Genomic DNA, 25,645 nt, shown 5'->3' on the forward strand with positions numbered 1-25,645 from the left:
TTGCAAAGGTCTCACATATATCGTCTTTTTTTTCTTATCCTACTGATTTTTTCGGTTGGAAGTCTGCAGGCTCAAGACCCGCAATATAGCCAATATTATGCTGCTCCACTATACTTAAACCCTGCTTTTGCAGGAGCTGAGCTAGTCCCGAGAGTGGGGTTCAACTATAGAAACCAATGGCCTGGGATGGATGCACAATTCACCACTTTCTCAGCATATATAGACACTTATCTCGATGAGTACAACAGCGGAGTTGGGCTAATGGTTATGAACGATGTTGAAGGAGCTGCAAAACTCCGATCTACTACTGTAGCTGGGTTTTATTCCTATGAATTAAGAATTTCTGAAAGGGCATTTTTCCGCCCGGGTTTTAGAGCGAGTTATATCAGAAGAGATATTGGGTTTTATGAAAACCTCATCTTTGCTAACCAAATAGACCGTACAAACATATTTGGTCCTACCCTTCCCGGTACGGACCTTCCTGGCCTGGGTGATCCTGTAAATATGCTGTCCCTATCATTTGGAGGGTTGTTTTTTACGGAAAATTTTTGGTTTGGTGCTGCGGCAGACCATGTCAACACGCCCAACCAATCTTTTTTGGATGGTGTCAGTAGGCTCCCTGCCAAATTCTCAGTACATACTGGGTACCGTATAGCACTGGCAAGTGGTGGTTACAGAAGAGATTTTACCCACATGATGCGTCAAAGGTATATTGTGCCAACTATTAACTATAAGAGACAAGGACCATTTGAACAACTGGATGTTGGAGCATATTTGTATTCAGAACCTTTGATGATCGGTCTCTGGTACAGAGGTTTGCCATATAGACCTATAGAGAACCAACAAAACCGGGATGCGCTTGTTATAATGGTTGGTGTCAATTTACCTACAGGCATGAATGTGGGGTATAGTTTTGATTATACAGTTTCCCAGCTAGGGATGCAGACTGGAGGAGCACATGAACTAAGTGTGTCTTTTCTTTTGGCTGACAAAAACAAAGGCAAGTTAAGAAGCAGAGATACCATACTTCCTTGTCCAAAATTCTAAGCAATTTACATTATGGATGCGGAGTGGATCAAATACCTATTATTAGGCATTTTAACTTTTGGTTTTTTATTTGAAAAAACGCTCAATCACCTTAACATCAAAAGGGCTGTTCCTCCAGTACCTGACACTTTAAGCCAATACGTCAGTCAAAATAAGCTTCATGAATCCAAAGCTTATCACCAAGCAAATTATAAATTTGGACTGCTTACTGGAACGTTTACATTTTTGATTACTTTCTGTTTTATTTATTTTGGATTTTTCGGATGGATGGATGCAGTCCTTAGACCTCACCTTGAAAACCCCATCCTGCATTCTCTATTCTACTTCGCAGTAATTTTCATTGGTTCTGATATATTGTCACTCCCTTTTGATTATTATCAGACATTTGTAATTGAAGAAAAATTCGGGTTCAACAAAAGCAGTCCAAGGATCTTTTTTTCGGATAAAATGAAAGGATACTTTCTCAGTATATTAATTGGAGGCGCTTTACTTGCGGTTCTTCTTTGGCTGATCCACAGAATAGGAACAGACTTTTGGTGGCAATTCTGGTTGATTTCTGCCATTTTTATGATTGGGGTCAATCTTTTTTATACCGCTTGGATATTACCCTTATTCAACAAGCTGACTCCATTAGAAGATGGCGAACTGAAGGATAAAATAATTCAATATGCCCGATCGGTTGAATTCCCCTTGGACAATATTTTTGTAATAGACGGAAGCAAAAGGTCTTCAAAAGCCAATGCGTTTTTCTCAGGCTTTGGCAAAAGAAAAAAAGTAGTGCTATATGACACCCTGATTGATCAACATACTCCTGACGAACTGGTTGCAGTTTTAGCTCATGAGATAGGACATTATAAGAAAAAACACATTTTTACAGGTATGCTGATTTCAGTACTACATATAGGAATCATGTTGTTTATACTTTCCCAATTTATCTTCAGCGAAAACATGAGTCTCGCACTAGGCGGGAATCAGATGGCCATACACCTCAATATTATAGGCTTTACGATGTTGCTTTCTCCCATCTCCATGATCTTAGGAATTGGCATGAACCTCATCAGTAGGAAAAATGAATTCGAAGCCGATGCTTATGCCAAGGAGACTTTTGCAGGTAAGCCTTTAGCTGAAGCCTTGAAAACACTTTCTGTTAATAGCCTCAGCAATATCAACCCGCATCCCTGGTATGTATTTGTCAATTATTCCCATCCGCCTCTACTTGAAAGGCTTCACAGGTTGGAAAAAGCATAAAAAAACCTGTCGGAAATCACTTCCAACAGGTTGTAAAACTTGCATAGTTGATTGTATTGACAACCTAGCCGAGTTAATTTCTCATTTCCTTGTATGCATTAACCAGGCCGTTGGTAGAAGCATCATGACTTGTGACCTCATCATCATCTTTCAGCTCAGGTAAAATCGCATTGGCCAACACTTTACCCAATTCTACACCCCACTGGTCAAAACTGAAAATATTCCAAATAACCCCCTGCACAAAAATCTTATGCTCATACATGGCTATCAATTGTCCTAAGGTATATGGAGTAATCTGTTTTACCAAAATGGAGTTCGTAGGCCTATTCCCCTCAAAAACCCTGTGCGGAGCTATTTTTTCAATTTCCTCATTGGATTTACCAGCTTTTGTCATTTCTGAGCGCACATCTTCCAAGGATTTCCCATTCATTAATGCTTCAGTCTGCGCAAAGAAATTGGATAACAATTTCACATGGTGGTCTCCAGTTGGGTTATGGGAAATTGCAGGAGCAATAAAGTCACAGGGAATCAAATGCGTGCCTTGGTGTATCAATTGATAGAAAGCGTGCTGACCATTAGTCCCTGGCTCACCCCAGATAATCGGTCCGGTAGAATAATTGACCTTTGTTCCATCTCTGCTGACATATTTCCCATTGGACTCCATGTTTCCTTGCTGAAAATAAGCCGCGAAGCGATGAAGGTATTGATCATAAGGCAAGATGGCTTCCGAGGTTGCTCCAAGAAAATTAGTGTTCCAAATTCCTATCAAGGCCAATATCACAGGGATATTTTGATCAAAACCGGCTTCTTTAAAATGCTTGTCCATGGAATGCGCACCCGAAAGGAGTTTTTCAAAATTATCGAAACCAATCGCACAGGCTATAGGAAGACCAATGGCTGACCATAGAGAATACCTTCCCCCTACCCAGTCCCAGAAAGCAAACATATTTTTGGGATCTATTCCGAATTCCGTCACTCCTTTTTCATTCGTGGATAAGGCTACGAAATGACGGGCTACTGTTTTTTCATCTTTTGCATAGTCCAAAAACCAATCCCTGGCAGTATGTGCATTGGTCATGGTTTCTTGGGTGGTAAATGTCTTAGAGGCAATAAAAAACAAAGTAGTCTCCGGATTCACTTTTTTGAGTGTTTCCGAAATATGTGTTCCGTCTACATTGGACACAAAATATATTTCAAGATTAGGGTTCTGATAAGGCTTCAAAGCTTCGGTAACCATTACTGGCCCCAAGTCTGAACCTCCTATGCCAATATTGACCAAAGAGGTAATAGGCTTGCCTGTATACCCAAGCCAAGTCCCGTTGGAAATCTGGTCTGCAAAAGCCTTCATTTGACTCAGTACAGCTTTGACTTCAGGCATCACATCCTTGCCATCTACAAAAATTCTTTCTTCTGATCTATTTCTAAGTGCGGTGTGCAGGACAGCTCTTCCTTCCGTACCGTTTATCTTTTCTCCTGAAAACATGGCATCAATTGCTGCCTTCAATCCTGTTTCATCTGCCAATTGAATCAAAGCTTCAAGGATTTCCCCATCCACTTTGTTTTTTGAAAAATCCACCAAAATATCCTCCTCTTTGCGAGAGAATTCCTCAAATCTGTTTTTTTGCTCAAAAAGAGAGCTGATGGAAGTTGTTTGGTGTTTTGTAGCCAGCTGTTGTAATTTGGACCATGCCTCAGTACTGCTTGGATTTATGTTTTTCATAATTTTTCGGTTTGAGTAGAATGCCTTGCAAAAATACTCTTTTAATTGAGCGTTAAAAACCAAAAGCCTACATCCTTTTACAAAAGCCTTCTAATTAAGGATTCACTAAAGGATTGCCTAACAAAGTGGAACAGTTGTTGTTTTTTCTATGAAGTGCAGACCATTACTGCCCATTTATTGTTAAATCTAAACCAACAGAATATGAAACCGATCACATTGATATTAGCGTTTATTCTGCTTTTGATGATGGCTTGTAGCCCTTCTACACAAATCACTGCCAGCTGGAAAAACGAGCAGGAAAGCAGACAGCCCTACTCCAGTATTTTACTGGCCTCTTTTTCAGAAGACCTTTCATTAAGACAGTCATTGGAGGGAGAATTTATGTCGCGTTTGCAAAACAGAGATGTAACTGCTATAAGAAGCATTGATGTATTTACCCCAGACTTCTTTTCTACCAATGAGCCAAATGAAGATCAGGTGTTGGAGATCCTCAATGAAGTGAATGCAGAAGCAATTATGACCATCACTTTGATCAATGTAGAGGAAGATGAACGTTTTGTACCTGGTGGAGGAATGGGACCGATGTTTGCCCCCATGGGCAGATTTGGCTATTATGGTAATTTCTTCGGATACTGGAACCACTGGAATGCTGCAGGTTGGAACCAGGGATATTATACTACTGACCGTAGGTATTTTATGGAGACCAACCTTTATGATGCAGAATCCCTGAAGCTAATATGGAGCGCACAATCCAAGACCTTAAATCCTTCTGACATTCAGGCTTTTGCAAAAGAATATGTAGATGCCATCAAAGCTGAAATGAGGGAAGAAAATCTTATCCTTTAATATAAAAAAACCTCCCAAATCGGAGGTTTTTTATTTCATTTGGCTGGTAATACTTTGGAGCTTACTTCTCCAAATCCGACTCTGATATGTTCAAGCTTACAAAAACCTTTCATCAGAACTGTATCTCCGTCCTCGATAAATTTCCGCTCTGAACCGTCTTCTAGTCTGACAGGCTTGGTTCCTTTCCAGGCCAATTCCAACATAGAGCCATAGCTGTCCTCTGTCGGCCCTGAAATGGTACCGGAGGCATACATATCTCCCACATTGATATTACAACCATTTACGGTATGGTGTGCCAATTGCTGGGCGATATTCCAATACATATATTTAAAATTGGAGGTACAAACTTTTTCGGCCTTTTGGTTTTCGGGCTGAATATACACTTCCAAGTTGATATCAAATGCATGATCCTTTTCGCACTTGAGATATGGTAAAACTTCGGGTTCCTGGGTCGGGCCGGCTACTCTAAAATTCTCCAGAGCTTCCAAAGTCACAATCCAAGGAGATATGCTGCTGGCAAAATTCTTCCCCAAAAAGGGGCCTAAAGGCACATATTCCCAAGCCTGAATATCACGGGCTGACCAGTCATTGAAAAGAACAAAACCGAAAATAAAATCTTCTGCTTCACCTGTAGAAATACTGTCACCCATTTTGGTTTGGCGTCCGGTGATAAAAGCTAGCTCCAACTCAAAATCCAATCTTCTGCTTGGCCCAAATTCAGGTTTTTCCATATTAGGATCTTTGTATTGTCCTTTTGGCCTATGAATCGGAACACCCGAAGGAATGATAGAGGAGGCCCTACCGTGATAACCTACAGGAATGTGCTTCCAGTTGGGTAACAAAGCATTGTCAGGATCTCTGAACATAGTACCTACATTGGTAGCATGCTCCATACTGCTATAAAAGTCTGTATAATCTCCCACTTTTACAGGCATCAGCATTTGGGCTTCCTTTCTATTGACCATTGCTTTGCCCCTTACCTGATGATCCCTTAGCTTTTCATTATCTGTAAGCAAAAGGTCCTGGACTATCTCACGTACTCTTCTGGTCACTCCCTTACCTAATGAAATGAATTCATTGAGAGAATCCCTAAGAAATATGTCATGAGGCAACTGGCTCAACTCCGCAAAAAAACCTTCGTCATGAAGAACCGCGAGGTCTACAATTTTATCTCCGATAGCTACCCCAGCTCTCGGTGACAATCTTTTATTTTGGAAAACACCAAAAGGAAGGTTATAAATCGTAAAATCGGAATCTTTTGGAATCTGCACCCAAGACTCGAGTACAGGTAATTCAGGCTTTGTCATAAGTAAAAATTTAATTCGTGGCCCAAATTTAGAAGAATAAGGCAGAAGATAAAAATTGATTGTTCTACCAATACTAAAAAGGCCTTTTCAGAATTCGAGGGCTCTCTTTTAAAGCAAAAAAACCTAAAATTTCCTCTTTTCAACTCTCAATACCTGCCGATTTTGAACAAATTTGGGTAGGGCGGTACTTAATTTGTCTTAATTTTGCCAACCGAAGTTCAATTTTAGAAGATATGTCAATAGCTACCAAATACAATCCAGAATCTGTAGAGTTAAAATGGTACAAGTACTGGATGGAAAACCGGTTTTTTGCCTCAAAAGTAGACCCCGATAAAGAACCTTACACCATTGTAATCCCTCCTCCAAATGTAACCGGTGTGCTTCACATGGGCCACATGCTCAACAACACCATTCAGGATGTCCTCATCCGAAAAGCGAGAATGGAAGGAAAAAATGCCTGCTGGGTACCTGGGACTGACCATGCCTCCATTGCAACAGAAGCAAAGGTGGTCGCCATGCTTAAAGAAAAAGGCATTGACAAAAACTCTCTGAGCAGGGATGAATTTCTAGAGCATGCCTGGGAGTGGAAGAAAAAATATGGAGGAATCATTCTCGAGCAACTTCAAAAATTAGGTGCTTCCTGTGATTGGGACAGAACCAAGTTTACCATGGATGAGGACCTCAGCCGAGCAGTAATCTCTGTTTTTGTAGACCTGCACAAAAAAGGTAAAATCTACAGGGGAATAAGAATGGTCAACTGGGATCCGCAGGGAAAAACAGCCCTTTCAGATGATGAAGTGATCATGAAAGAAGTACAGTCCAAACTGTATTATATCCATTACAAAATAGAGGGTTCTGAAAGCGAAACCTTGACAATAGCTACGACAAGACCAGAAACCATCATGGCGGATGTAGCGATCTGTATCAATCCCAACGATCAAAGATTCTCCCATTTAAAAGGGAAAAAGGCCATTATCCCTTTGATAGGAAGAGCCATTCCTATCATTGAAGATGAATATGTAGATATGGAATTCGGAACAGGTTGCCTCAAAGTCACCCCTGCCCATGACCTAAATGACTACGAACTTGGTGTCAAACACAAGCTTGAAGTCATTGATATACTCAATGATGATGGTTCTTTGAATGAAAAAGCCCAAATCCTCATAGGCGAAGACAGGTTTGTAGCCAGAAAAAAAATCGCTAAACTTCTTGATGAAGCAGGTCAACTGGACAAGGTAGAAGACTATAAATCCAACGTGGGCCATTCAGAAAGAACGGATGCGGTAGTGGAGCCAAAACTTTCTCTCCAGTGGTTCTTGAAAATGGAAGATATCACCAAACCGGCTTTGAAGGCGGTAATGGAAGATATCATTCAACTATACCCACCAAAATTCAAGAACATGTACCGCGCATGGATGGAAAACGTGCGTGATTGGTGTATTTCCAGACAGCTGTGGTGGGGCCATAGAATTCCGGCCTACCACCTCCCTAATGGAGAATTTGTGGTCGCGGCCACACAAGCAGAGGCTTTGAAATTGGCAAATGAAAAATTCGGAGATCAATTTACTATCGAAGATCTCAAGCAAGATGAAGATGTACTGGATACCTGGTTTTCTTCATGGCTATGGCCTATCTCTGTTTTTGACAGCAAAGTTTTTGAAGGTGATGCTCCAAATGCAGATTTAAGGTACTATTACCCTACCAATGATCTGGTAACCGCTCCTGAAATTCTCTTTTTCTGGGTGGCAAGAATGATCATTGCCGGGTATGAATACATGGGAGAAAAGCCGTTCAAAAATGTCTACCTGACAGGAATAGTAAGAGATAAGCAGGGCAGGAAAATGTCCAAATCACTTGGAAACTCTCCGGATCCTCTTGAGCTGATCAAGCAATACGGGGCAGACGGGGTAAGAACGGGAATGTTATTTTCCTCCCCTGCCGGAAATGATTTGCCGTTTGATGAAAAACTGGTAGAGCAGGGAAGAAATTTCGCCAACAAAATATGGAATGCTTTCAGACTGATCAAAGGCTGGGAAGTAGATAGCAAAATTTCAGGTTCAGAAAATAAAGCAAGTATTCACTGGTTTGAAAACCGTTTTCAGGAAGCATTGGCTGAAATCGAAGATCACTTCGATAAGTTCAGGATTTCTGATGCATTGATGACCACTTACAAATTGGTCTGGGACGATTTCTGCTCTTGGTATTTGGAAATGATCAAGCCTGCTTATCAGCAGCCTATAGACAAGGAAACCTATGACAAAACCATAGAATTTCTAGAAGATATATTAAGGATCCTTCATCCATTTATGCCATTCCTTACAGAAGAAATCTGGCAAACCCTCAATGATAGAGGGCCTGGACATGCATTGATTGTACAGAATTGGCCAGAGAAAAAATCTTTCGACACCAAGCCAATTGCTGAAGCTGCACAAGTATTTGAGTTGGTCTCACAGGTCAGAAACCTGAGGAGTTCTAAAGGCATGTCACCCAAAGAGACACTGTCTTTATCCATCAATACCCAACATCCTGAGCTGTATATCAGCTATCAGGCGGTCCTTAAAAAACTGGGGAACCTATCTGAAATTAACTTTGCCGAGAAAGTCGAAAATGCTGTAAGCTTCCTGGTAAAGGCCGATGAATGCTTTGTGCCAATGACAGAGGACATAGATGTAGAAAAGGAAAAGGAAAGCCTCAGCAACGAGCTTGAATACACGAAAGGGTTTTTGGCTTCTGTAATGAAAAAACTCAGCAATGAGCGTTTTGTGGCGGGAGCACCGGCAGCAGTTGTAGAAAACGAAAAGAAAAAACAGGCTGATGCAGAAGCAAAGATCAAAACGCTGGAAGAAGCACTGGCTAAGTTAGGCTAAATGTAAAAAGATATCGACCGGTATTTTCGGATATTGGTCGATATCAATCGCTTTAAGATTTTATTTTTTGCATATTTCTTTTCCAAAACCACTAGATTTTAAAAAGTCAAAATTAGCCCTTATCTAAGGTGTGGATTATCAGATAATACGATTAAGCTTATTAGAGATGTATTTTCTAAACATCCTCAAGTCGAAAAGCAGTACTTCATGGCTCTAGGGCTAAGGGTAATTACAGGCCAGGGTCAGATATTGACCTAACACTTCTTGAAGCTTCTTTGGATCTCACTGAACTTCAAAAAATCGAACTTGAACTTGACGATCTTCTCCTACCCTACAAAATAGATCTTTCTATTTTTCATCATATCAGCAATCCGGAATTTTTAGAACACATTAATAGGGTCGGAATAGATTTTTATAAAAAAGTATAGGGTAATTCAAAAAAGCTGTTCTCATTTTCTAAAACATCATTTTAAATTGCTTTTAGAGTGATTTCAAAACAAAATTTTATTTTTTAGCGTAAAGTCAAAAGACCGAACCAAATAATCCTATGATGAAAAACCATTTTAGAATACTTTCCTTCGCTTTTGTTTTAATTACGATTTTTTCGTGTGACACTGACGACAACCCCGAACCCAACCCCATTCAAGACGATTTTCCTGATCTACAGCTTTTTCTGGATAGATTTGCAGAAGAAGCCAGCTTTAGAGGTTTTGACTTAAATTTATCTGGATTGGATGCTGTGTATGTAGATGAAATAAATAGAAATGATGCACCCTATTGTGGTTATGGATATATCATTCATCCTCAAACAGGACGCAGAACAGTCGAAATTTCAAGAGCGCCAAACTGTAATTGGGCGGCCCTTTCAGACATTCAAAGGGAAAATCTATTTTTCCATGAAATGGGACATGCCTTTCTTAACCTCCCTCATGACAATGCACTCAAATGTGACGGAAGACCTCTTTCACTGATGACTGATGAATTTAATATTTTCGAAATATACAGAGAAGGCGAAGAAGAATTAAGGACTTACTACCTTGATGAATTGTTTGACAGGGTAGCAGCCAGTGAACAATGCATTGATTTCGGGCAGGATTTTGATCAGGATCCTGTATTCTTTAAAAATGAGTTAGAGGATGGATTTTGGAATTTTTCCAATGACAATGGCAACTACCAAGTATCCAGAGGTGTACATGAGGATTCTGGTGTACCCTATCTTGGAATTTCATCCGAAGGGGACGGTCAAAATACAGGATATATTTATAAAGAAATATTGGTCCCAAATATTCCAGAAGGGGCATCCGTAACGCTAAGAACAAAAATCAATGCAGAAAATCTGCAAGGCCCTGGAGTCGCAATAGCTTTGAGGATTTATGAAACCGAAATCGGCAATACCGGTGCTAATTTAGTGGAAACAGCTACTTTGACCACTGAAAATGATCCCATTGGGGGCACCTTGGAAGACCATGTATTAGAACTCACCCTTCCCAATTTTACGAGACGAACAATCTTCATGATCCCTTTTGCTGTCATGATGCCTGGCACTGAGGGAAAGGCATATTTTGATGATTTTGAGATAGTAGTAGAAGATGCTTCTTGAAATAAAAGGTTCACAACTTTCATGAGTCAAATCAATTTTTGCCACAAAGCGCAAAGGCACTAAAAAATCACTAATGACTTTGTGAATATTTGTGCCTTTCTGTTTAAGGAGCCATATAAAAGCCTCATGATAAAATGGTGTTAGAAAAAATAAATCCACCTAATTGTTAAAAACCAGAAAGAGAGATCCGATATGATGAAGCTCTCATTTTGGTTCAGGTTTTATTATTTCTACTCCTCATTCTTGTGACTAAAAACCAGATTAAAACACCCAAAATCGCAAAAGGCCAGAGTCTGACAAGAAGCAATACCATATATACAAACAAGTTCCAACCGGTGGCAAGAGACTTCAATAATTTACCACCGAAGCTGTCTGAATAGACAGTTGATTTCCGCAGATCTTGATGGAGGTAAACACTTATGGTACTGTAAGCGATATCATTGCCGAGACTTTTAAATCTCGACTCATTGATTTCAATCTCATTTCTGATGTTGCTGAGGTTCCGCTCTATTTCAATCATATCTCTGATTTCAGAAGACTTAGAAAGAAGTTCCCTATATCGCTCTTCAAGCATTTTTTTACTTTTCAAAGTAGCCTCCAAGTCGCGATACCTATTGGTAACATCCTCAACATTGGAAGATTTATTGATCAAAGAACCTCCAACTGTAGATAAGGTGTCCATTAAACTCGAATACGTATCAGAAGGAACTCTGATATTGAAATTGTAAGAAACACGATCCTTATGGTTATTCAGATTTTCCGATTCCACATAAGCTTGGAATCTGGAGACCAATTTCTTGATTGTAGCATAATCAGCCTGAATATCTCCCGAAGAAATTTCCAGATACCCCCTTCTTATTAGTTTCCGCTCAAAGGCAGTTTGGTTATCCATAAAAATTTCTTCTTCAGGTGGTGGTGGTTGTTCTGTAAGTGGAATATCTAAGAACTCTTCAAAATCAGCAGCAAGGTTACTGTCATGACCTCCGTTTTCACAGGAAAAGGCAAAAAGAAAGGCCGAAAAGACCAAGTACAGGCTAAAATATTTTTTCATTTTTATTGAAACAAGAATGCTTAAGGTACGAAAACTATACAATTGATCTTTTTATTCCCTCAAATAAATTACTTCTTAAAATACCAAGGGGTAAAAAAAATATTCATTGATTAACAGGGGGGGGGGTAATAATAAAATTTATTTTATTCAAAAAAATAAATTTTTATTGTATATCAATAATTTTTTACTGTAATTTGAAAATAATAAAAACACTCACGATATGACTTGGAAAGAAAATTGGAAGAAAAAATGGGAAAATCAGCCCGGGCTGATGTTGATCACCATTGTGATCTGGTCCATCTTCATTGGGCTGTGCATCAAAGCTGGAGCACTGCTCTTTACTTTTACCTACAGCCTTTTTAATGCAGAGGTAGCAAAAAACCTTTATGAAGGCCTTAACTTATATGGGCTCCTGGATCAACATTTCTGGAATTACATTGGAGTCATGTCCTTTATATTGGTGATTGCCGGTCAAAAGGCTTACATGTTTTATCTTATGATCAGGGTTTTTCTCACTATCGACATGGTACACCCCTTCAGTGCTGAAGTTTCCAAACTGATTACAGAAATCGCCCAAATCGCAATTCAGATTGGGATCGTCATCATCCTGGCATCAGCCTATTTTTCTTGGTTGGTCAAAAGAGGCTTCGATCTCCCTGCTTTGGGAAGCTATGTTGGAGGGGCTTTTGAGTATCTGTTGATGGGCGCATTGATTTATGCCATTGCACAAGTATTCAAAAGAGGTGTTGCCATTCAATCGGAAAACGAATTAACCATCTGAATTATGCCCATAATAGTCAATTTGGATGTAATGATGGCCAAAAGAAAAATGTCTCTCAATGAACTTTCCGAAAAAGTAGACATCACCCTTTCCAACCTTTCCATACTTAAAACAGGAAAGGCAAAAGCGGTCCGCTTCAATACCCTTGAAGCAATTTGCAAGGCATTGAACTGTCAGCCGGGGGATATTTTGGAGTATTCTGAAGAAGAAGGAATGTAGGCTGGACCAACCTGCATTCCTTTCAATTTGCAACCTTTGCTTACTCCTCAAAAGTAATCCCATCGGGATTCGCTCCTAGGTGCTTGAGGATTTCACTGACGCCTTCCACCATAGGCTGAGGTCCACATACATAGAACTCTTGAGAAAAATCTTCAATTCTTTCTTTTAAGAAATCCATATTAACCCTGCCATGGAAATGGCCTTCCAGTTTCTCTTTATCTAAAATCGAAATAAAATCCTCCCCCAATAGCTCATGAAAGTACGACTCCATGATTACATCTTTTCCTGTTTTGTTGGCAAAAATCAACTTATTTCCTTCCAATTCACCCTTAGCGGATAAGTCTCTCAGAATACTGATAAAAGGGGTTATCCCAGCGCCCCCAGCAATAAACACACCTTTGCCTTTATACTGAATAGCTCCCCAGGAATCATCAATAATCAGTTCATCCCCTTCCACCAAGTCTTCAATTTGTTTGGTAACTCCATCATGGTCACGGTAAAATTTGATCACAAACTCTAAATGATCCTCCTCTGGTAGAGAAGTAAAAGTAAATGGTCTTTTTTCTTCTTTCCAACCCTCTTTATTGATAGCTACCTCTGTCGCTTGACCGGGTACAAAAGTATAGCCCTTTGGTTTTTCAGTTTTAAACCTTTTTACATCATGAGTCAAGGAAAATGTATCTGTAATTTTTACTGTATATGGCATAAAATTTTAATTTGTTATAGTTATATAAACAATGAATTGTAGTATTGTTCAATTTAACAAATTCAAATCCAAAATCCAGATGAGATGCTCATTAATAGTCATTTTTAAATGGATCAAACCAAGTCATTCTGAAAAATCCCGATTGAAAATGGCGCTTCATCAAACAACAAAACCATTTTTAGGTTGTACATTCGATTAATTAATTAACCCATCTACAAAAACAAAACACTTATGAAAAAAACAAAACTATTCATCGCTGCATTGGCAGCCATTTTCTTTTTTGCTCAGTCTGAGCATGCAGTTGCACAATTGCAGGCGCCTGCACCAAGTCCTGCAGCTACGGTATCCCAAGTAGTAGGCTTTACCAAAATCAGCATTGATTATTCATCCCCGGCGGTGAAAGGCAGAAAGGTTTTTGGTGAATTGGAAAAATACGGCACTCCTTGGAGAGCTGGAGCCAATGCCCAGACCATCATTGAATTCTCTACTTCTGTCAATATAGGAGGTACCAATCTTCGTCCCGGAAAATACTCCATATTTGTGACTCCAAATGAGTCTGGAGACTGGGTGTTTCATTTCAACTCCAAAGGCAACTCGGTATTTGCTTACATGAAAGATGGTAAAATCGATATGGATGCTTTGAGCAAGGACCTAGCAGTGTCCGTGAATGCTGCTCCTGAAAAATTGGACAAGACCAAAGAAAGACTTCAATATTACATTTCTGCTGAAGACAATAAAGTAGCGAAAGTAAGCCTTGCTTGGGAAAACGTAAAAGTTTCCTTTATGGTAGATACCCAAGTAGACCAAAAAATGGATGCATTTAAAGCAGCCTTTTAAGATAGAAGCAAACTAATCCAAGAAGGGAAGTCTAATCGGCTTCCCTTTTTTGTTGTGTAATCTTTGATTAAATTCATCAAAATTCAAGGATATGGACCAATTGCGAATTTCAACAGCCTTACAGGTAGGCAGCACATCTGACAAAGTTTTCAAAGCTATCATTGATCCTGAAAAGATGAAAAACTACTTCATCTCACATGGTACGGCAATGATGCAACAGGGAGAAACAGTAGAATGGGAATTCCCCGAATTTCCTGGCGCATTCCCTGTCAGGGTCTTGGAAGTAACGGAAAACCAGAAAATAATTTTTGAATGGGACGGGGACAGCAAAGCACTTACAGTAGAGATCAGGTTGGAGGCTGTAAATGACGGACTGGCGACGGTAGTCTATGTGGATGAATACGGAATGGAAAATACAGCGGAAGGCATAAATTGGCTGAAAGGCAATACTGCCGGCTGGGCGAATTTCTTAGCCTGCCTCAAAGCCTACTTAGAGTTTGGAATTAATTTAAGAAAAGGAGGTTTTGACTTTATGAAAAAGTCCGATCAATAAGTTTTAAACTATGCCCATCAAAAATCTAAGAAGATATATTTCCCAAAGACAGTGATTTTTACAAAAAGCTCGGAAAACAGGGGGCCATGCATGTATTGCCTAAAATCATAAGACTACTGAATAACCTTAAATCGGCAGGATATTCTGAGCAAGCGGCTGGAGTAGGCTAAACACCAAATATTTTAAGTAAAATATGATTACCTACAGTGTGGACCAAGGAAAAATGTCCCAAGAAGAAGCAGAATCCTATTTCAATTTCAAAAATTACTTGATTCAAAGCGTGATTTTCGCTCCAATAGCAGGGATTTTCACCTCTGCCATTGTAGCCATATTTACCAGAAAGAAGTAAGCTTCACCCTTTTTCCAAAATTATCTCAAAGAAGGAAAATAAAATAAACATAAAAGTTTAACTTGGTTTCTCGAAAAATTTCAGAAACCTAACATTTTATGAAACCTTCTAAAAAACTAACAACAGCCCAGACCAGAAGAGATTTTATCAAAAATGCCGCATTGGCTTCTTCCATATTTATTGTTCCAAGACATGTACTTGGAGGGGTAGGCTTTACGGCCCCATCTGACCAACTCAACTTGGCCGCTATCGGTGCAGGGGGAAAAGGGATTTCTGACATCAAAAATGCCTCTGTCAATGGAAGGGAAAGAGTGGTAGCCTTATGTGATGTGGACTTTTCGGGTTCCGCCAAACAATCCATAGAAAATTTTCCTAATGCCAAGCTTTTTGCTGATTACAGGGAAATGCTGGATCAAATGAAAGACATTGATGCAGTCACCATTTCCACACCTGACCACGTGCATGGTCCGGCTGCCAAGTATGCCATGGAAAGAGGCAAACATGTCTATGTGCAAAAACCGCTGACCCATAACATCCGTGAGGCGAGGCTCCTGACCCAAATGGCCAGAGACCAAAAAGTAGTCACCCAGATGGGAAATCAAGGAGCTTCCAACCCATTGCTCGACATGGTTCAAAAATGGGTAGATTCAGGCAAAATGGGCAAAATATCCAAAGTTCAGGTCTGGACCAACAGGCCTGTATGGCCACAGGGATTCGCTTTTCCACAACCTGAGCCTTCCAAAAAACCGGATGATCTTCATTGGGACCTTTGGCTAGGTCCTGCTCCTGAAATTGCCTATACACCAAACCTTCACCCTTTCAATTGGCGGGGATGGTGGGATTACGGTACAGGTGCACTGGGAGATGTGGGTTGCCATTTGATTGACATTCCGTTCAGGACTTTAGGCCTCCATTATCCCAAAAGTGCAGAATGCAGTGTAGGCACTGTTTTTTCAAGGATGTGGACTCCTGATTATAATCCTGAAGGTGCCCCGGCTTCTTCCTTTATCACCCTGCATTTTGACGCTACAGACAAAAGCCAGTCTCCAATAGAAATGACTTGGAGTGATGGAGGTATTCGTCCATCACATCCTGATATCATCCCCGCTGACCATGACATTGGAGGGGCCAATTCTGCTAATGGGGTATTGATCATAGGAGAAAAAGGGATCATCTCTACCAATATCAATGACAGCTCCCCATTAATGCCCAAGCTGTACCTCAATGATGGAACACAGGAGTTTGGTCCGGAATCAGAATCCAATGAAGAACCGGAATACGGGCACCAAAGACTATGGGTAGACGCCATCAAAGCTGGATATGGAAGCAAAGAACACAAAGCACTTACTTCTTCATTCGACTATGCAGGTCCAATGACCGAAACTGTTTTGATGGGTAACTTGGCTATCAGAAGCTATATGCTGAGAAGGGAAAACAGTAAAGGACAAATGGAGTTTTACGGCAGAAGGAAGCTCCTCTGGGACGGTGACAATATGCAGATTACCAACTTGGAAGAAGCTAACCAATTTGTCGGCAGAGAATACCGTACCGGATTTGAAGTTTAAGGGAGCTTATTCATTTTTCCAGGCATTTTATGGGATGCCTGGAAATCAAACTTAAAGTAGTATTAATGAAGCAGACTTTAAATCAAATCACCCTTGTGGTAAAGGATTACGATGAAGCCATCACTTTTTACACCAAAAAATTAAAATTTGATCTGCTTGAAGACACTCCGCTTTCCAGTGTCAAAAGATGGGTGGTCGTCAGACCTCCAGGAGGTGGAGGCTGTTCGCTTTTGCTAGCCAAAGCTGCCGATGAAAAGCAAAAAGCCAGCATTGGTAACCAGACCGGTGGTAGGGTATTTCTATTTCTTTATACAGATGACATTGACAGGGATTACCAAAATTTACTTTCCCAAAATATCAGGATAAAAAGAATACCCATTATAGAAAAATATGGTAAAGTTTTGGTTTTTGAAGACCTTTATGGCAACCTGTGGGACTTGATACAGATCAACTATCCCAACCCTTGAAATTAAACAAAATGGCAAAACACATTCCGGCAAATCAAAAATTATGGAAGGGTAGAAATTCCCAATCTATAGATTATTGGCACCAAGCTATATCTTTTGAATTGACCACGCAAAAAAGAAAAGTGGCCATATTGGGCTATTGCGGAGACCAAGGGGTAAAAAGAAACCTGGGCAGGTCAGGTGCTAATGAAGGCCCTGACGCCATCAGGAAAGTAATGGCCAGCATGGCATACCACCTACCTGAATCCCTCAGCTTGGTAGACTTGGGCAATATAGAAACCATAGGACAGGACATGGAGGGTTCACATGACATGATTTCTGAAAAAGTCGCTGACCTGCTGGAAGGAAATGTATTCCCAATACTACTTGGTGGCGGGCATGACCTGGCATACGCTCATGGAAAAGCTTTACTTCAACACCTCGAATCCAAAAACCAAACCTTGGGAATCATCAATCTGGATGCCCATTTTGACTTAAGGCCATTGGTCGACGGAAAGGGGCATTCCGGCTCGCCATTTCACCAACTTTCTCAGGAATTCCCTGATAGCTTTCATTACCTCTGCCTTGGGGTTCAAAAAGCCGCAAACACACCTGGTCTTTTCCAAGCTGCCAAATCTGCTAAAGCGCGATGGATGGACATGGAAGAATTCAGACCGGACAATTGGGATTACATTGCCGAGCTCTTAAATGGCTTTACGAATAAAGTAAACAAGATATACCTCACCATCGATCTGGATGGTTTCTCTTCCGCCTTTGCACCGGGAGTCAGTGCCCCATCCCCGATGGGTTTCGGACCTGAATTGGCCCTCAAAGTGATGGATTGGCTGGCCTTATCAGGCAAAATGATCAGCATGGACGTAGTTGAGATGAATCCCAAATATGACCAGGACAATGCCACAGCACGCCTTGCTGCCCGTTGCATAGAATTCATGCTTAGGAAGCTTTTCATACGAATGGAAAAACCTTAAAAGTAGGCAATAATAGCTACTGCCATTTCAAACTTTAACCCTAATTTTATAACCCAAAAGATGCCCAAAACCATGAACCAAAGATTGGCAATTCTAACTCCACTGATTTTCATTTTATGCCTTTTTTCGGTATCAGCCCAGACTTTCCGTATTTTTGAGAAACCCATCATATACAATGAAGAAAGAGAAAAATTGTCTTTAGAATATCTGGAGAAAAGACATGGGCTCAGCAGAGAAAAGGCAGAAATTGACCCGAAAATGGTGGTGGTTCATTGGACGGCTGTACCAACTTTGGAGACCACATTTGATGTTTTCAACCCTGTACACTTGGGTGGGAGACCTGAACTTACTTCTGCCAGCAACCTGAATGTTTCGGCTCATTTTTTGGTAGACCGGGATGGCACCATATTCAGGCTTTTACCAGATACTGCTTTTGCCAGACACACCATAGGATTGAATTACATGGCCATTGGCATAGAAAATATTGGAGGACCGGAGGCACCGCTCACCAAAGCGCAACTTAAGGCCAATGCCGAATTGATCAGATATCTCCATAAGAAGCATAATATTGAATATGTCATAGGCCATCACGAATATTATGATTTTCAAGGATCTGAACTCTGGAAAGAAACAGACCCTGATTACCTGACCAGCAAACAAGATCCCGGTGACAGATTTATGAAAAGGCTAAGAAAAAAGCTATCGGACTTAAATTTCAAATCAAATCCCTGAAATCTTACTTTAGAATACTAAACAGTACTATGAATAAATACCTTTTTGGCTTACTTATCTGCTTTACTTTCGGGTTGTTTTCATCCTGTAAAACTTCCCAACCAACAGCTAGCGGTACTTCTGGACAAAGAAATATTCCTGCAACAAGCCCTGGGAAATCCACTTACCCTGAACGAACTGTCAATGCCCTTCCGGCACCAGAATTTTACAAGGTCTTGGATACAGCTATAGAACCCAGCCAAAGGGAATTCCGTGCGGTGTGGATAGCTACTGTGGCCAATATTGACTGGCCAAGCGCAGGCCATATTCCCTTCGAAAGGCAAAAAAAGGAATTCACCGACCTCCTGGACTATTACCAAAAGCTGAACTTCAATGCGGTAATCGTACAGATCCGGACATCCGGAGATGCCTTTTACCCTTCCAAATACGCTCCTTGGTCAAGGTACCTGACAGGCAAGGAAGGACAAAAACCAAACACTACCGAGGACCCACTTTCTTGGATGATTCTGGAAGCACACAGAAGGGGACTCGAATTCCACGCTTGGCTAAACCCCTATCGGGCCACCATGAACCTGGATACTAAAATGCTCAGCCCAGAACATGATTTTTTCAAGCATAAAGACTGGATGATCAAATATGACACAAAGTACTACTACAACCCAGGCTTGCCTGAAGTCCGACAACATTTGGTCAACATCATTCAGGAAGTAGTCAGAAACTACAACATAGACGCCATCCATTTTGATGATTATTTCTATCCCTACAAAGTAGCAAGACTTGATTTTGCTGATGGGGCGAGTTTCAAAAAATATGGAAAGCCAAATCAGAAAATTGACGACTGGAGAAGAGAAAATGTAAATCTTTTGGTCAAAGAGGTCAATGAAACCATAAAATCAGAAAAACCTTGGGTGCAATTTGGCATCAGTCCATTTGGTGTATGGAGAAACAGGGACAAAGATCCCAGCGGATCCAACACCAGGGCCGGGCAGACCAACTTTGACGATTTGTATGCGGATGTCTTGACATGGATGAAAAATGGCTGGATTGATTACCTGATTCCACAACTGTATTGGAGTATGGACTATAATTTGGCCTCATACAGAGAATTGGTCAATTGGTGGTCTAGAAACAGTTACAACACCAAAATCTACATCGGTAACGGACCCTACAAGATCCGGGACAATGCAGACAAAGCCTGGGAAAATCCTTTGGAAATAATCAATCAGGTCGCTCTTTCCAAAATCACCCCAAACATCTCAGGCAATGCCTACTTTAGCGCAAAATCCATGTACCTTAAAAACAGGGATGTAGCAGAACTTCTTCACCAAAACCATTACAAAATTCCGGCACTGACGCCAGATGTCCTTCCTGTGAGTTTCCAACCTCAGTTCAATAAAAGGATGGACCTTATACCTCATGGGGATGGCTTCGCTTTCCAGTTTATCCAAAGCTTGGATCCTGATTTTAGATACGCACTCATACACACCGCCCCTACCCTTCAGGATTTGCAGCTCAAAAGCGAGCGGAGTTCATCGCAAAAAGTGTATCTTGATGACACCAATAGACTGCTGATTCCGGTTTTGACACCTTTTAGTCAAAAATTTGTCACCATCAGCTTTATAGACCGGTTCGGAAAAGAAACCAAACCGAAAGTCTTTGAAATCCAACCCAAAAACTTGAGCCAAAACAGATGAAAGACATGCTTGTCCGCTTAATGGAGCTTCCTGAGGTTGGCCCGGAGGAAATTAAACTCAGAGAGGCCGGCATTATTATCAGAAGACCCATAGCACCGGAAAAATCAATTGTCTGTGATTGGGTAGAAAAAGAATTCGGACTGTATTGGAAAAATGAAGCCGAAGTGGCCTTTTCCTTTCATCCGGCTCATTGTTTTATTGCCCAAAAAGAAAATGAAATCCTGGGTTTTGCCTGCTATGAATCTACGGCTAAAAACTTTTTTGGACCTACAGGAACCAAAGAAGGTTGGAGGGGCAAAGGAATTGGAAAAGTACTTTTGGTCAGGAGCCTATTAGCCCTCAAAGAAATGGGATATGCCTATGCAATTATAGGTGGCGTGGGACCGGCTGATTTCTATAAAAACACAGTGGGAGCAGTGGAAATAGCAGGTTCTGAAATCAGTATTTACCAAAACCTCCTTCGTCAAACGCATGGATAAGCCTATAAAAAACAATCCCTGGTATTGGGTGCCGCCGCTGTACCTAACTGAGGGCATCCCCTACGTGCTGATCATCACTGTATCGGTCATCATGTACAAAAACCTAGGTATTTCCAATGCTGACATAGGTCTGTATACCAGTTTTTTATATCTACCTTGGGTAATCAAACCTTTCTGGAGTCCTTTGGTAGACCTGTATGCTACTAAGAGGAAATGGTTTTTGTGGATGCAGCTGTTACTTTCTCTGGCATTTCTTGGGGTTGGGCTTTCCTTGCCTACCAATCAGTTCTTTATCATAAGCCTGGCCTTTTTCTGGGTGGCATCTTTTGCTTCAGCCACCAATGACATTGCTTCTGACGGTTTTTACCTTTTGGCACTCAAAGAAGAGCAACAATCCTTTTTTATAGGACTGAGAAGTACCTTCTACAGAGTGGCCATGGTCACCGGGCAGGGGCTTTTTGTAATATTGGCCGGCTATCTGGAAGAGAGATTTGGTGACAACACCCAAGCTTGGTCTTTGACCATGGTTTTGATTGCGTCTCTCATGTTTTTGCTGACATTGATCAATTTATGGACTACCCCTAATATTGAAAAAGCTAAGGATTACGTAAAAGCGGAATCATTGACATTTTGGAAGGTTTTTGAGAGTTTTTTCAGCAAGAAAGAAATATGGATCGCATTGGCCTTTATCCTTTTATACAGACTCGGAGAATCCCAACTGGTCAAAATGGCCTCACCCTTCCTGCTTGACTCGAGGGAAGCAGGAGGGCTGGCACTTAGCACTACAGATGTAGGGCTGATATATGGGACATTCGGCATCATTGCTTTGAGTCTTGGCGGGATCATCGGAGGGATTGTGATTTCCAGGGATGGTTTGGGCAAATGGATGCTTCCGATGATTCTTGCGCTCAACGTACCTAATGTTTTCTATTATTTCCTATCCTATTTCCAGCCCGAATCGGCATTTTATGCCGGTGCAGTAGTGATCATCGAACAATTGGGCTATGGATTTGGATTTGCTGCTTTTATGATGTACCTGATTTATGTGGCTGAAGGACCCGCCAAAACTTCCCATTATGCTATTGCCACAGGCTTTATGGCCTTAGGAATGATGATTCCTGGAATGGTCTCCGGTTTTGTCCAGGAATGGCTAGGCTATGAGGGCTTTTTCCTTTGGGTAGTGTCGGCGGCTATACCGGGAATCATGATGGTGAAATATGTAAAATACCCCTATTACTACGGGAAAAAGAAAACTGCAGAAAAGTAAAATCAACTATCAGATGACAATTAAAGAAAAAATAGGGCAGCTTTTTTCACCGGCGGCCTTTATTCATGATACAGAAGAAAATATTCAGTCCCTTGAAAGGTTGATAAATGAACACAAAATAGGTGGTTTGACTTTTTTTCACAGCAGACATTCAGCTGCCGCAAATTTTGAGCAGAGACAGGAAAAGCTCAGCTATGAAAATACCCTTGAAAAACTGGTAGAACTCATCAACCGCTATCAATTGGTGAGTAAAATTCCGCTTTTGATCAGTATAGATGCCGAATATGGACTTGCCATGAGAGTAGAAAACACCCCTCAATATCCCTATGCTATCAGCTTGGGGAATATGGACAAGGAAGCAAAGGAATTGATTTATGACACTGGTAAGAGGATGGCCAAAGACCTAAAAGCCTCAGGCATACACCTCAATTTTGCTCCAGTGGCCGACATCAATACCAATCCAAATAACCCCGTGATTGGTTATCGTTCTTTTGGAAACAGAACGGAAAAAGTGAGTGAATTTGCATGGCAAATGTATAAAGGCCATACCGATCAAGGAGTGGGCGCTTGCTATAAGCATTTTCCTGGACATGGAGATACAGATGTGGATTCCCATTTAGGTTTGCCTATACTCTATAAAAACAGGGAAGCGTTGGAAAAAGAAGAGTTACTTCCATTCCTGAAAGGTATTGAGGAAGGAATTGATATGATTATGGTAGGGCATTTGGCTATACCAGAGTTGACCGATGGAAAGGAGATTCCCGCCTCTATCAGTAAGGCAATCATCACAGATCTTTTGAAAAAGGAAATGGGGTATGAAGGACTGGTTGTCTCAGATGCGCTAAATATGAGAAGTGTAGCAGATTTGTTTACCGAGCCCGGCCAACTGGAACTGGAAGCCTTCCTTGCCGGTAATGACTTGTTGTGTTTTTCGGAAAATATCCCTGAAGCCATTTCTCTAATTTCTGAAAAAGCTCCTGAGGAAAAAATTGACGAAAGCTTCAGAAAAATCATGAAATGGAAAGAGAAGTACGGAGTGCTTGAAGCCAAAAAGGTTACAGTTCCCAGCTTCGATTGGGGGAATCATGCTGAATTTTTAAAAAAAACAGCTCCAAAGTACCTTAGCGAATTACTTGCTATACCTTCTGGATTTGATTTTAAAAATTGCCTTAAAATCAGCCTTCATGAGAACGGTGAAAATCACTTCTTCCAGCAATTGGAAGAGCATTGTCATGGTGAAACATTTCAGCTAAAAGACTTTGATCTTGAAAATCCCCGTTTTAAAAATGCTGAATGGGTATTATCAGCCTTGTTTGTACCTTCAGCCAAGCCAATCAACCATTTCGGCTTGGACAAGGCATTAATGGAAAAATTGGTCAATCTGAGTCAGCAAAAAAACACTTGTTTATATGTATTCGGAAACCACCTTGCACTAAGAGAGTTCTCTGATTTATCAGATTTCAAAGGAATTATATGTGCAGGACAGCAGTTTGAAGAAGTACAAAAAACAGCTGCCCTCCACCTACTTGGAAAAGTAAAGGCAGAAGGCAGCGGGGATATATCAACCTCAGTTAATTTCGGGTAAGTAGTCTAAATTGATCCATGACGCGGTAAGTGGCCTTGGTAAGTTCAGTATTAATTTCGGGAGACATAAAATCAAAATTTGCGGCAGTATACCCCTGCCATATTGTACTCCCTCTTTTATTATCAATTACATAAATAACCAGCATACCGGTATTTTGAAGGTACTTGACGTTATTATAGTTTTCGTCTCTTTCACGGATCTCTTTTTCCATTTCTTCGGTGATTTCAAATTGTGAAGACCTCCTGGTCAACCAATAATCAAAATTGGGTTGCTCATAACCCCTATATTTCACCGTGTCTCTAAATATCTTATAGTTGATCAATAAATCAGGTTTGTCAACCTGGACTCTAAAACCTTGAGCATCCAATCTATTGCTGATAGTATTTTCAATTGTATTGTAAAAAAACGTTGTATCCGGGAATGGATTCTCAACAAAACTAAAAGTCTTATACCTTTTAAAATTTCCTGAATAATTAAAGTCATATTCTGCGATGTAGTCTTTTTGGCTCATGCAACTGCTCATAATGAACAGGATTGTCAGAATTTTCAGTGTAGCTCTCATCTTTAATAGGGAAATAAGGTTTGAAATTTATTAATATCTAATTACGCATATTTTTCTAACATCGGATTTAAAAATATTGTTTTGACTATTATACTGAAATACAACTCATTATAGAAAATTTTTAAACCGATATCAAGAAATCTTTTATAAATCAGCTACGTTACATAAAAACAACCTTTGTATCACCTAAATTTTTGTTGAAATGGGACTTTTTATTATCGGGGATGTTCATGGATGTCTCAACACTTATATTGAACTCATGGAGCATTGGGATCCCAAAACCGAAACCATGATACAGGTCGGAGATCTCATTGACAGAGGAAAGCACTCTGCATCCTGTGTAAAACTTGCCTTTGAATTGAAAAGTACCTTTAAAGATCAAACCATCTTTTTAAAAGGCAATCACGAGCAAATGATGATTGATTTTCTAAAAAATACAGGATCAAAAAACGACTGGCTTAATAATGGTGGTTTTCAGACCATGGAGAATTTTAAAGCAAATGATCTGGACATCCACTTCTATATGTGTTGGCTGAATACCTTACCTTTGATGTGGAGCAATGAGCATGTAGTAGTCTCCCATGCCGGGTTTTCCACAGCGGCTGATGATCCTTTTGATGTAGAAGACCCTAGCGGACTACTGTGGAACAGAAAACCCTTGCTGAATCTGGGGAAGGTACAGGTAATCGGCCATACCCCAAGAATGAACGGCAAGCCTGAATTCAGTGCCGCCTCCAACTCATGGAATATAGATACTGGAGCATATAGAAATATTTGCCTGACCGGAATCCGACTGAGAGAAGATGGAAAGTTTTTGGAAGCCATTAATGTCCCTACTAGCGAGAAGGATGTGGATGTAGAAAAGGTTTTTTGATCAAAAGTTTAAAGAAAGTCCTACCCCACTTCTAAGTAAGCCAAATGTCAATTTCAATTGTTGTTGGCGGTACGAGGAAATTATTGAGGAATTATACACTTCAGCTGTCAATCTGGCATTTTAATTCTTTGATTCTCAAGAAAAAATGAAACTATGTGGTTTCCCTAGTTGAATTAGACGACAGGGTATAAAACAGCTCCAAAAAATTCTATCATGCCACCTCCTACAATCTTGAATAAATGGTATTGGAACAAAATGGAGACCATTGAAAATCAAGCAGGTTCATAAACCTTTCCTTAATCAAACCGTCTTCTTTAATAT

25 protein-coding genes are annotated in these 25,645 nt (G+C 40.5%); 20 read left to right on the forward strand and 5 right to left on the reverse strand.

The annotated features are described in order from the left end of the window. Both EGN73_RS05035 and EGN73_RS05040 read left to right on the forward strand, forming a co-directional pair. Nucleotides 1-1,047, forward strand: a complete 1,047-nt coding sequence (locus tag EGN73_RS05035; RefSeq protein WP_219287402.1) for a PorP/SprF family type IX secretion system membrane protein — start codon at nucleotides 1-3, stop codon at nucleotides 1,045-1,047. A 12-nt stretch (nucleotides 1,048-1,059) separates the two neighbouring features. After that, entirely contained in the window at nucleotides 1,060-2,295 is a 1,236-nt protein-coding gene (locus EGN73_RS05040; RefSeq protein ID WP_219287403.1) for a M48 family metallopeptidase, read from the forward strand. A gap of 73 nt (nucleotides 2,296-2,368) precedes the next feature. On the opposite strand, the gene pgi is transcribed toward EGN73_RS05040, so the two are convergent. Next, nucleotides 2,369-4,015 carry a glucose-6-phosphate isomerase gene (gene pgi, locus EGN73_RS05045; RefSeq protein WP_219287405.1) on the reverse strand — a complete coding sequence of 549 codons (1,647 nt, stop codon included), beginning with the start codon at nucleotides 4,013-4,015 and terminating at the stop codon, nucleotides 2,369-2,371. A 201-nt stretch (nucleotides 4,016-4,216) separates the two neighbouring features. Here pgi and EGN73_RS05050 point away from each other — a divergent pair, with 201 nt between their 5' ends. Then, nucleotides 4,217-4,861, forward strand: coding sequence for a hypothetical protein (locus tag EGN73_RS05050; protein WP_219287407.1), 645 nt, complete (start codon nucleotides 4,217-4,219; stop codon nucleotides 4,859-4,861). A 35-nt stretch (nucleotides 4,862-4,896) separates the two neighbouring features. Here the strand turns inward: EGN73_RS05050 and fahA are convergent, their stop codons facing one another. Beyond that, nucleotides 4,897-6,168, reverse strand: coding sequence for a fumarylacetoacetase (gene fahA / locus EGN73_RS05055; RefSeq protein WP_219287408.1), 1,272 nt, complete (start codon nucleotides 6,166-6,168; stop codon nucleotides 4,897-4,899). 233 nt (nucleotides 6,169-6,401) lie between these two features. Between fahA and EGN73_RS05060 the strand changes: the two genes are divergently transcribed. The 3 genes from EGN73_RS05060 to EGN73_RS05070 all read left to right on the forward strand — a co-directional run bounded on the left by EGN73_RS05060 (nucleotide 6,402) and on the right by EGN73_RS05070 (nucleotide 10,635). Then, nucleotides 6,402-9,035: a valine--tRNA ligase gene (locus EGN73_RS05060; protein WP_219287410.1), complete on the forward strand. Its 2,634-nt coding sequence runs from the start codon at nucleotides 6,402-6,404 to the stop codon at nucleotides 9,033-9,035. 248 nt (nucleotides 9,036-9,283) lie between these two features. Then, on the forward strand, nucleotides 9,284-9,463 hold the full coding sequence (locus EGN73_RS22490; protein WP_343207088.1) for a hypothetical protein: 180 nt from the start codon (nucleotides 9,284-9,286) through the stop codon (nucleotides 9,461-9,463). 122 nt (nucleotides 9,464-9,585) lie between these two features. Then, a complete protein-coding gene (locus EGN73_RS05070; protein WP_219287412.1) occupies nucleotides 9,586-10,635 on the forward strand; it encodes a hypothetical protein in 1,050 nt (349 codons plus the stop codon). A gap of 214 nt (nucleotides 10,636-10,849) precedes the next feature. On the opposite strand, the gene EGN73_RS05075 is transcribed toward EGN73_RS05070, so the two are convergent. Beyond that, a complete protein-coding gene (locus tag EGN73_RS05075) occupies nucleotides 10,850-11,686 on the reverse strand; it encodes a DUF4349 domain-containing protein (protein WP_219287414.1) in 837 nt (278 codons plus the stop codon). A gap of 220 nt (nucleotides 11,687-11,906) precedes the next feature. Here EGN73_RS05075 and EGN73_RS05080 point away from each other — a divergent pair, with 220 nt between their 5' ends. Further along, entirely contained in the window at nucleotides 11,907-12,467 is a 561-nt protein-coding gene (locus EGN73_RS05080; RefSeq protein ID WP_219287415.1) for a DUF2975 domain-containing protein, read from the forward strand. A 3-nt stretch (nucleotides 12,468-12,470) separates the two neighbouring features. Beyond that, on the forward strand, nucleotides 12,471-12,686 hold the full coding sequence (locus EGN73_RS05085) for a helix-turn-helix domain-containing protein (protein WP_219287417.1): 216 nt from the start codon (nucleotides 12,471-12,473) through the stop codon (nucleotides 12,684-12,686). 40 nt (nucleotides 12,687-12,726) lie between these two features. Here EGN73_RS05085 and EGN73_RS05090 read toward each other — a convergent pair whose 3' ends face one another. After that, nucleotides 12,727-13,392 carry an FAD-binding oxidoreductase gene (locus tag EGN73_RS05090; RefSeq protein WP_009034586.1) on the reverse strand — a complete coding sequence of 222 codons (666 nt, stop codon included), beginning with the start codon at nucleotides 13,390-13,392 and terminating at the stop codon, nucleotides 12,727-12,729. Between the two features lie 231 nt (nucleotides 13,393-13,623). Here EGN73_RS05090 and EGN73_RS05095 point away from each other — a divergent pair, with 231 nt between their 5' ends. From EGN73_RS05095 to EGN73_RS05145, 11 genes are all read left to right on the forward strand, one after another. After that, nucleotides 13,624-14,229 (forward strand): DUF2911 domain-containing protein, encoded by a 606-nt coding sequence (locus EGN73_RS05095; RefSeq protein WP_219287418.1) that lies wholly within the window; start codon nucleotides 13,624-13,626, stop codon nucleotides 14,227-14,229. A 91-nt stretch (nucleotides 14,230-14,320) separates the two neighbouring features. Then, nucleotides 14,321-14,782 carry an SRPBCC domain-containing protein gene (locus EGN73_RS05100; protein WP_219287420.1) on the forward strand — a complete coding sequence of 154 codons (462 nt, stop codon included), beginning with the start codon at nucleotides 14,321-14,323 and terminating at the stop codon, nucleotides 14,780-14,782. A gap of 193 nt (nucleotides 14,783-14,975) precedes the next feature. Beyond that, nucleotides 14,976-15,131, forward strand: a complete 156-nt coding sequence (locus EGN73_RS05105) for a hypothetical protein (RefSeq protein WP_219287422.1) — start codon at nucleotides 14,976-14,978, stop codon at nucleotides 15,129-15,131. Between the two features lie 98 nt (nucleotides 15,132-15,229). Further along, nucleotides 15,230-16,696, forward strand: a complete 1,467-nt coding sequence (locus EGN73_RS05110) for a Gfo/Idh/MocA family protein (protein ID WP_219287423.1) — start codon at nucleotides 15,230-15,232, stop codon at nucleotides 16,694-16,696. Nucleotides 16,697-16,761: 65 nt separating this feature from the next. Then, on the forward strand, nucleotides 16,762-17,163 hold the full coding sequence (locus EGN73_RS05115; RefSeq protein WP_219287425.1) for a VOC family protein: 402 nt from the start codon (nucleotides 16,762-16,764) through the stop codon (nucleotides 17,161-17,163). A gap of 11 nt (nucleotides 17,164-17,174) precedes the next feature. Next, nucleotides 17,175-18,131, forward strand: a complete 957-nt coding sequence (gene hutG / locus EGN73_RS05120) for a formimidoylglutamase (protein ID WP_219287426.1) — start codon at nucleotides 17,175-17,177, stop codon at nucleotides 18,129-18,131. Between the two features lie 72 nt (nucleotides 18,132-18,203). After that, entirely contained in the window at nucleotides 18,204-18,863 is a 660-nt protein-coding gene (locus EGN73_RS05125; RefSeq protein ID WP_219287428.1) for an N-acetylmuramoyl-L-alanine amidase, read from the forward strand. A gap of 29 nt (nucleotides 18,864-18,892) precedes the next feature. Continuing rightward, nucleotides 18,893-20,557 (forward strand): glycoside hydrolase family 10-like protein, encoded by a 1,665-nt coding sequence (locus EGN73_RS05130; protein ID WP_219287430.1) that lies wholly within the window; start codon nucleotides 18,893-18,895, stop codon nucleotides 20,555-20,557. A gap of 5 nt (nucleotides 20,558-20,562) precedes the next feature. Then, on the forward strand, nucleotides 20,563-21,036 hold the full coding sequence (locus tag EGN73_RS05135; protein ID WP_343207082.1) for a GNAT family N-acetyltransferase: 474 nt from the start codon (nucleotides 20,563-20,565) through the stop codon (nucleotides 21,034-21,036). Further along, a complete protein-coding gene (locus EGN73_RS05140) occupies nucleotides 21,029-22,303 on the forward strand; it encodes an MFS transporter (protein WP_219287433.1) in 1,275 nt (424 codons plus the stop codon). Before EGN73_RS05135 ends, EGN73_RS05140 begins: the two co-directional genes overlap by 8 nt. A gap of 13 nt (nucleotides 22,304-22,316) precedes the next feature. Then, nucleotides 22,317-23,888, forward strand: coding sequence for a glycoside hydrolase family 3 protein (locus EGN73_RS05145; RefSeq protein WP_219287435.1), 1,572 nt, complete (start codon nucleotides 22,317-22,319; stop codon nucleotides 23,886-23,888). Here the strand turns inward: EGN73_RS05145 and EGN73_RS05150 are convergent. Next, nucleotides 23,875-24,411: a DUF4136 domain-containing protein gene (locus EGN73_RS05150; protein WP_246611475.1), complete on the reverse strand. Its 537-nt coding sequence runs from the start codon at nucleotides 24,409-24,411 to the stop codon at nucleotides 23,875-23,877. The genes EGN73_RS05145 and EGN73_RS05150 overlap by 14 nt on opposite strands. Before the next feature lie 241 nt (nucleotides 24,412-24,652). Here EGN73_RS05150 and EGN73_RS05155 point away from each other — a divergent pair, with 241 nt between their 5' ends. Continuing rightward, nucleotides 24,653-25,324 carry a metallophosphoesterase family protein gene (locus tag EGN73_RS05155; protein ID WP_219287439.1) on the forward strand — a complete coding sequence of 224 codons (672 nt, stop codon included), beginning with the start codon at nucleotides 24,653-24,655 and terminating at the stop codon, nucleotides 25,322-25,324. Nucleotides 25,325-25,645 lie beyond the last annotated feature (321 nt).

The sequence above is a fragment of the Arthrospiribacter ruber genome (assembly GCF_019343195.1).
Lineage (GTDB): Bacteria > Bacteroidota > Bacteroidia > Cytophagales > Cyclobacteriaceae > Arthrospiribacter > Arthrospiribacter ruber.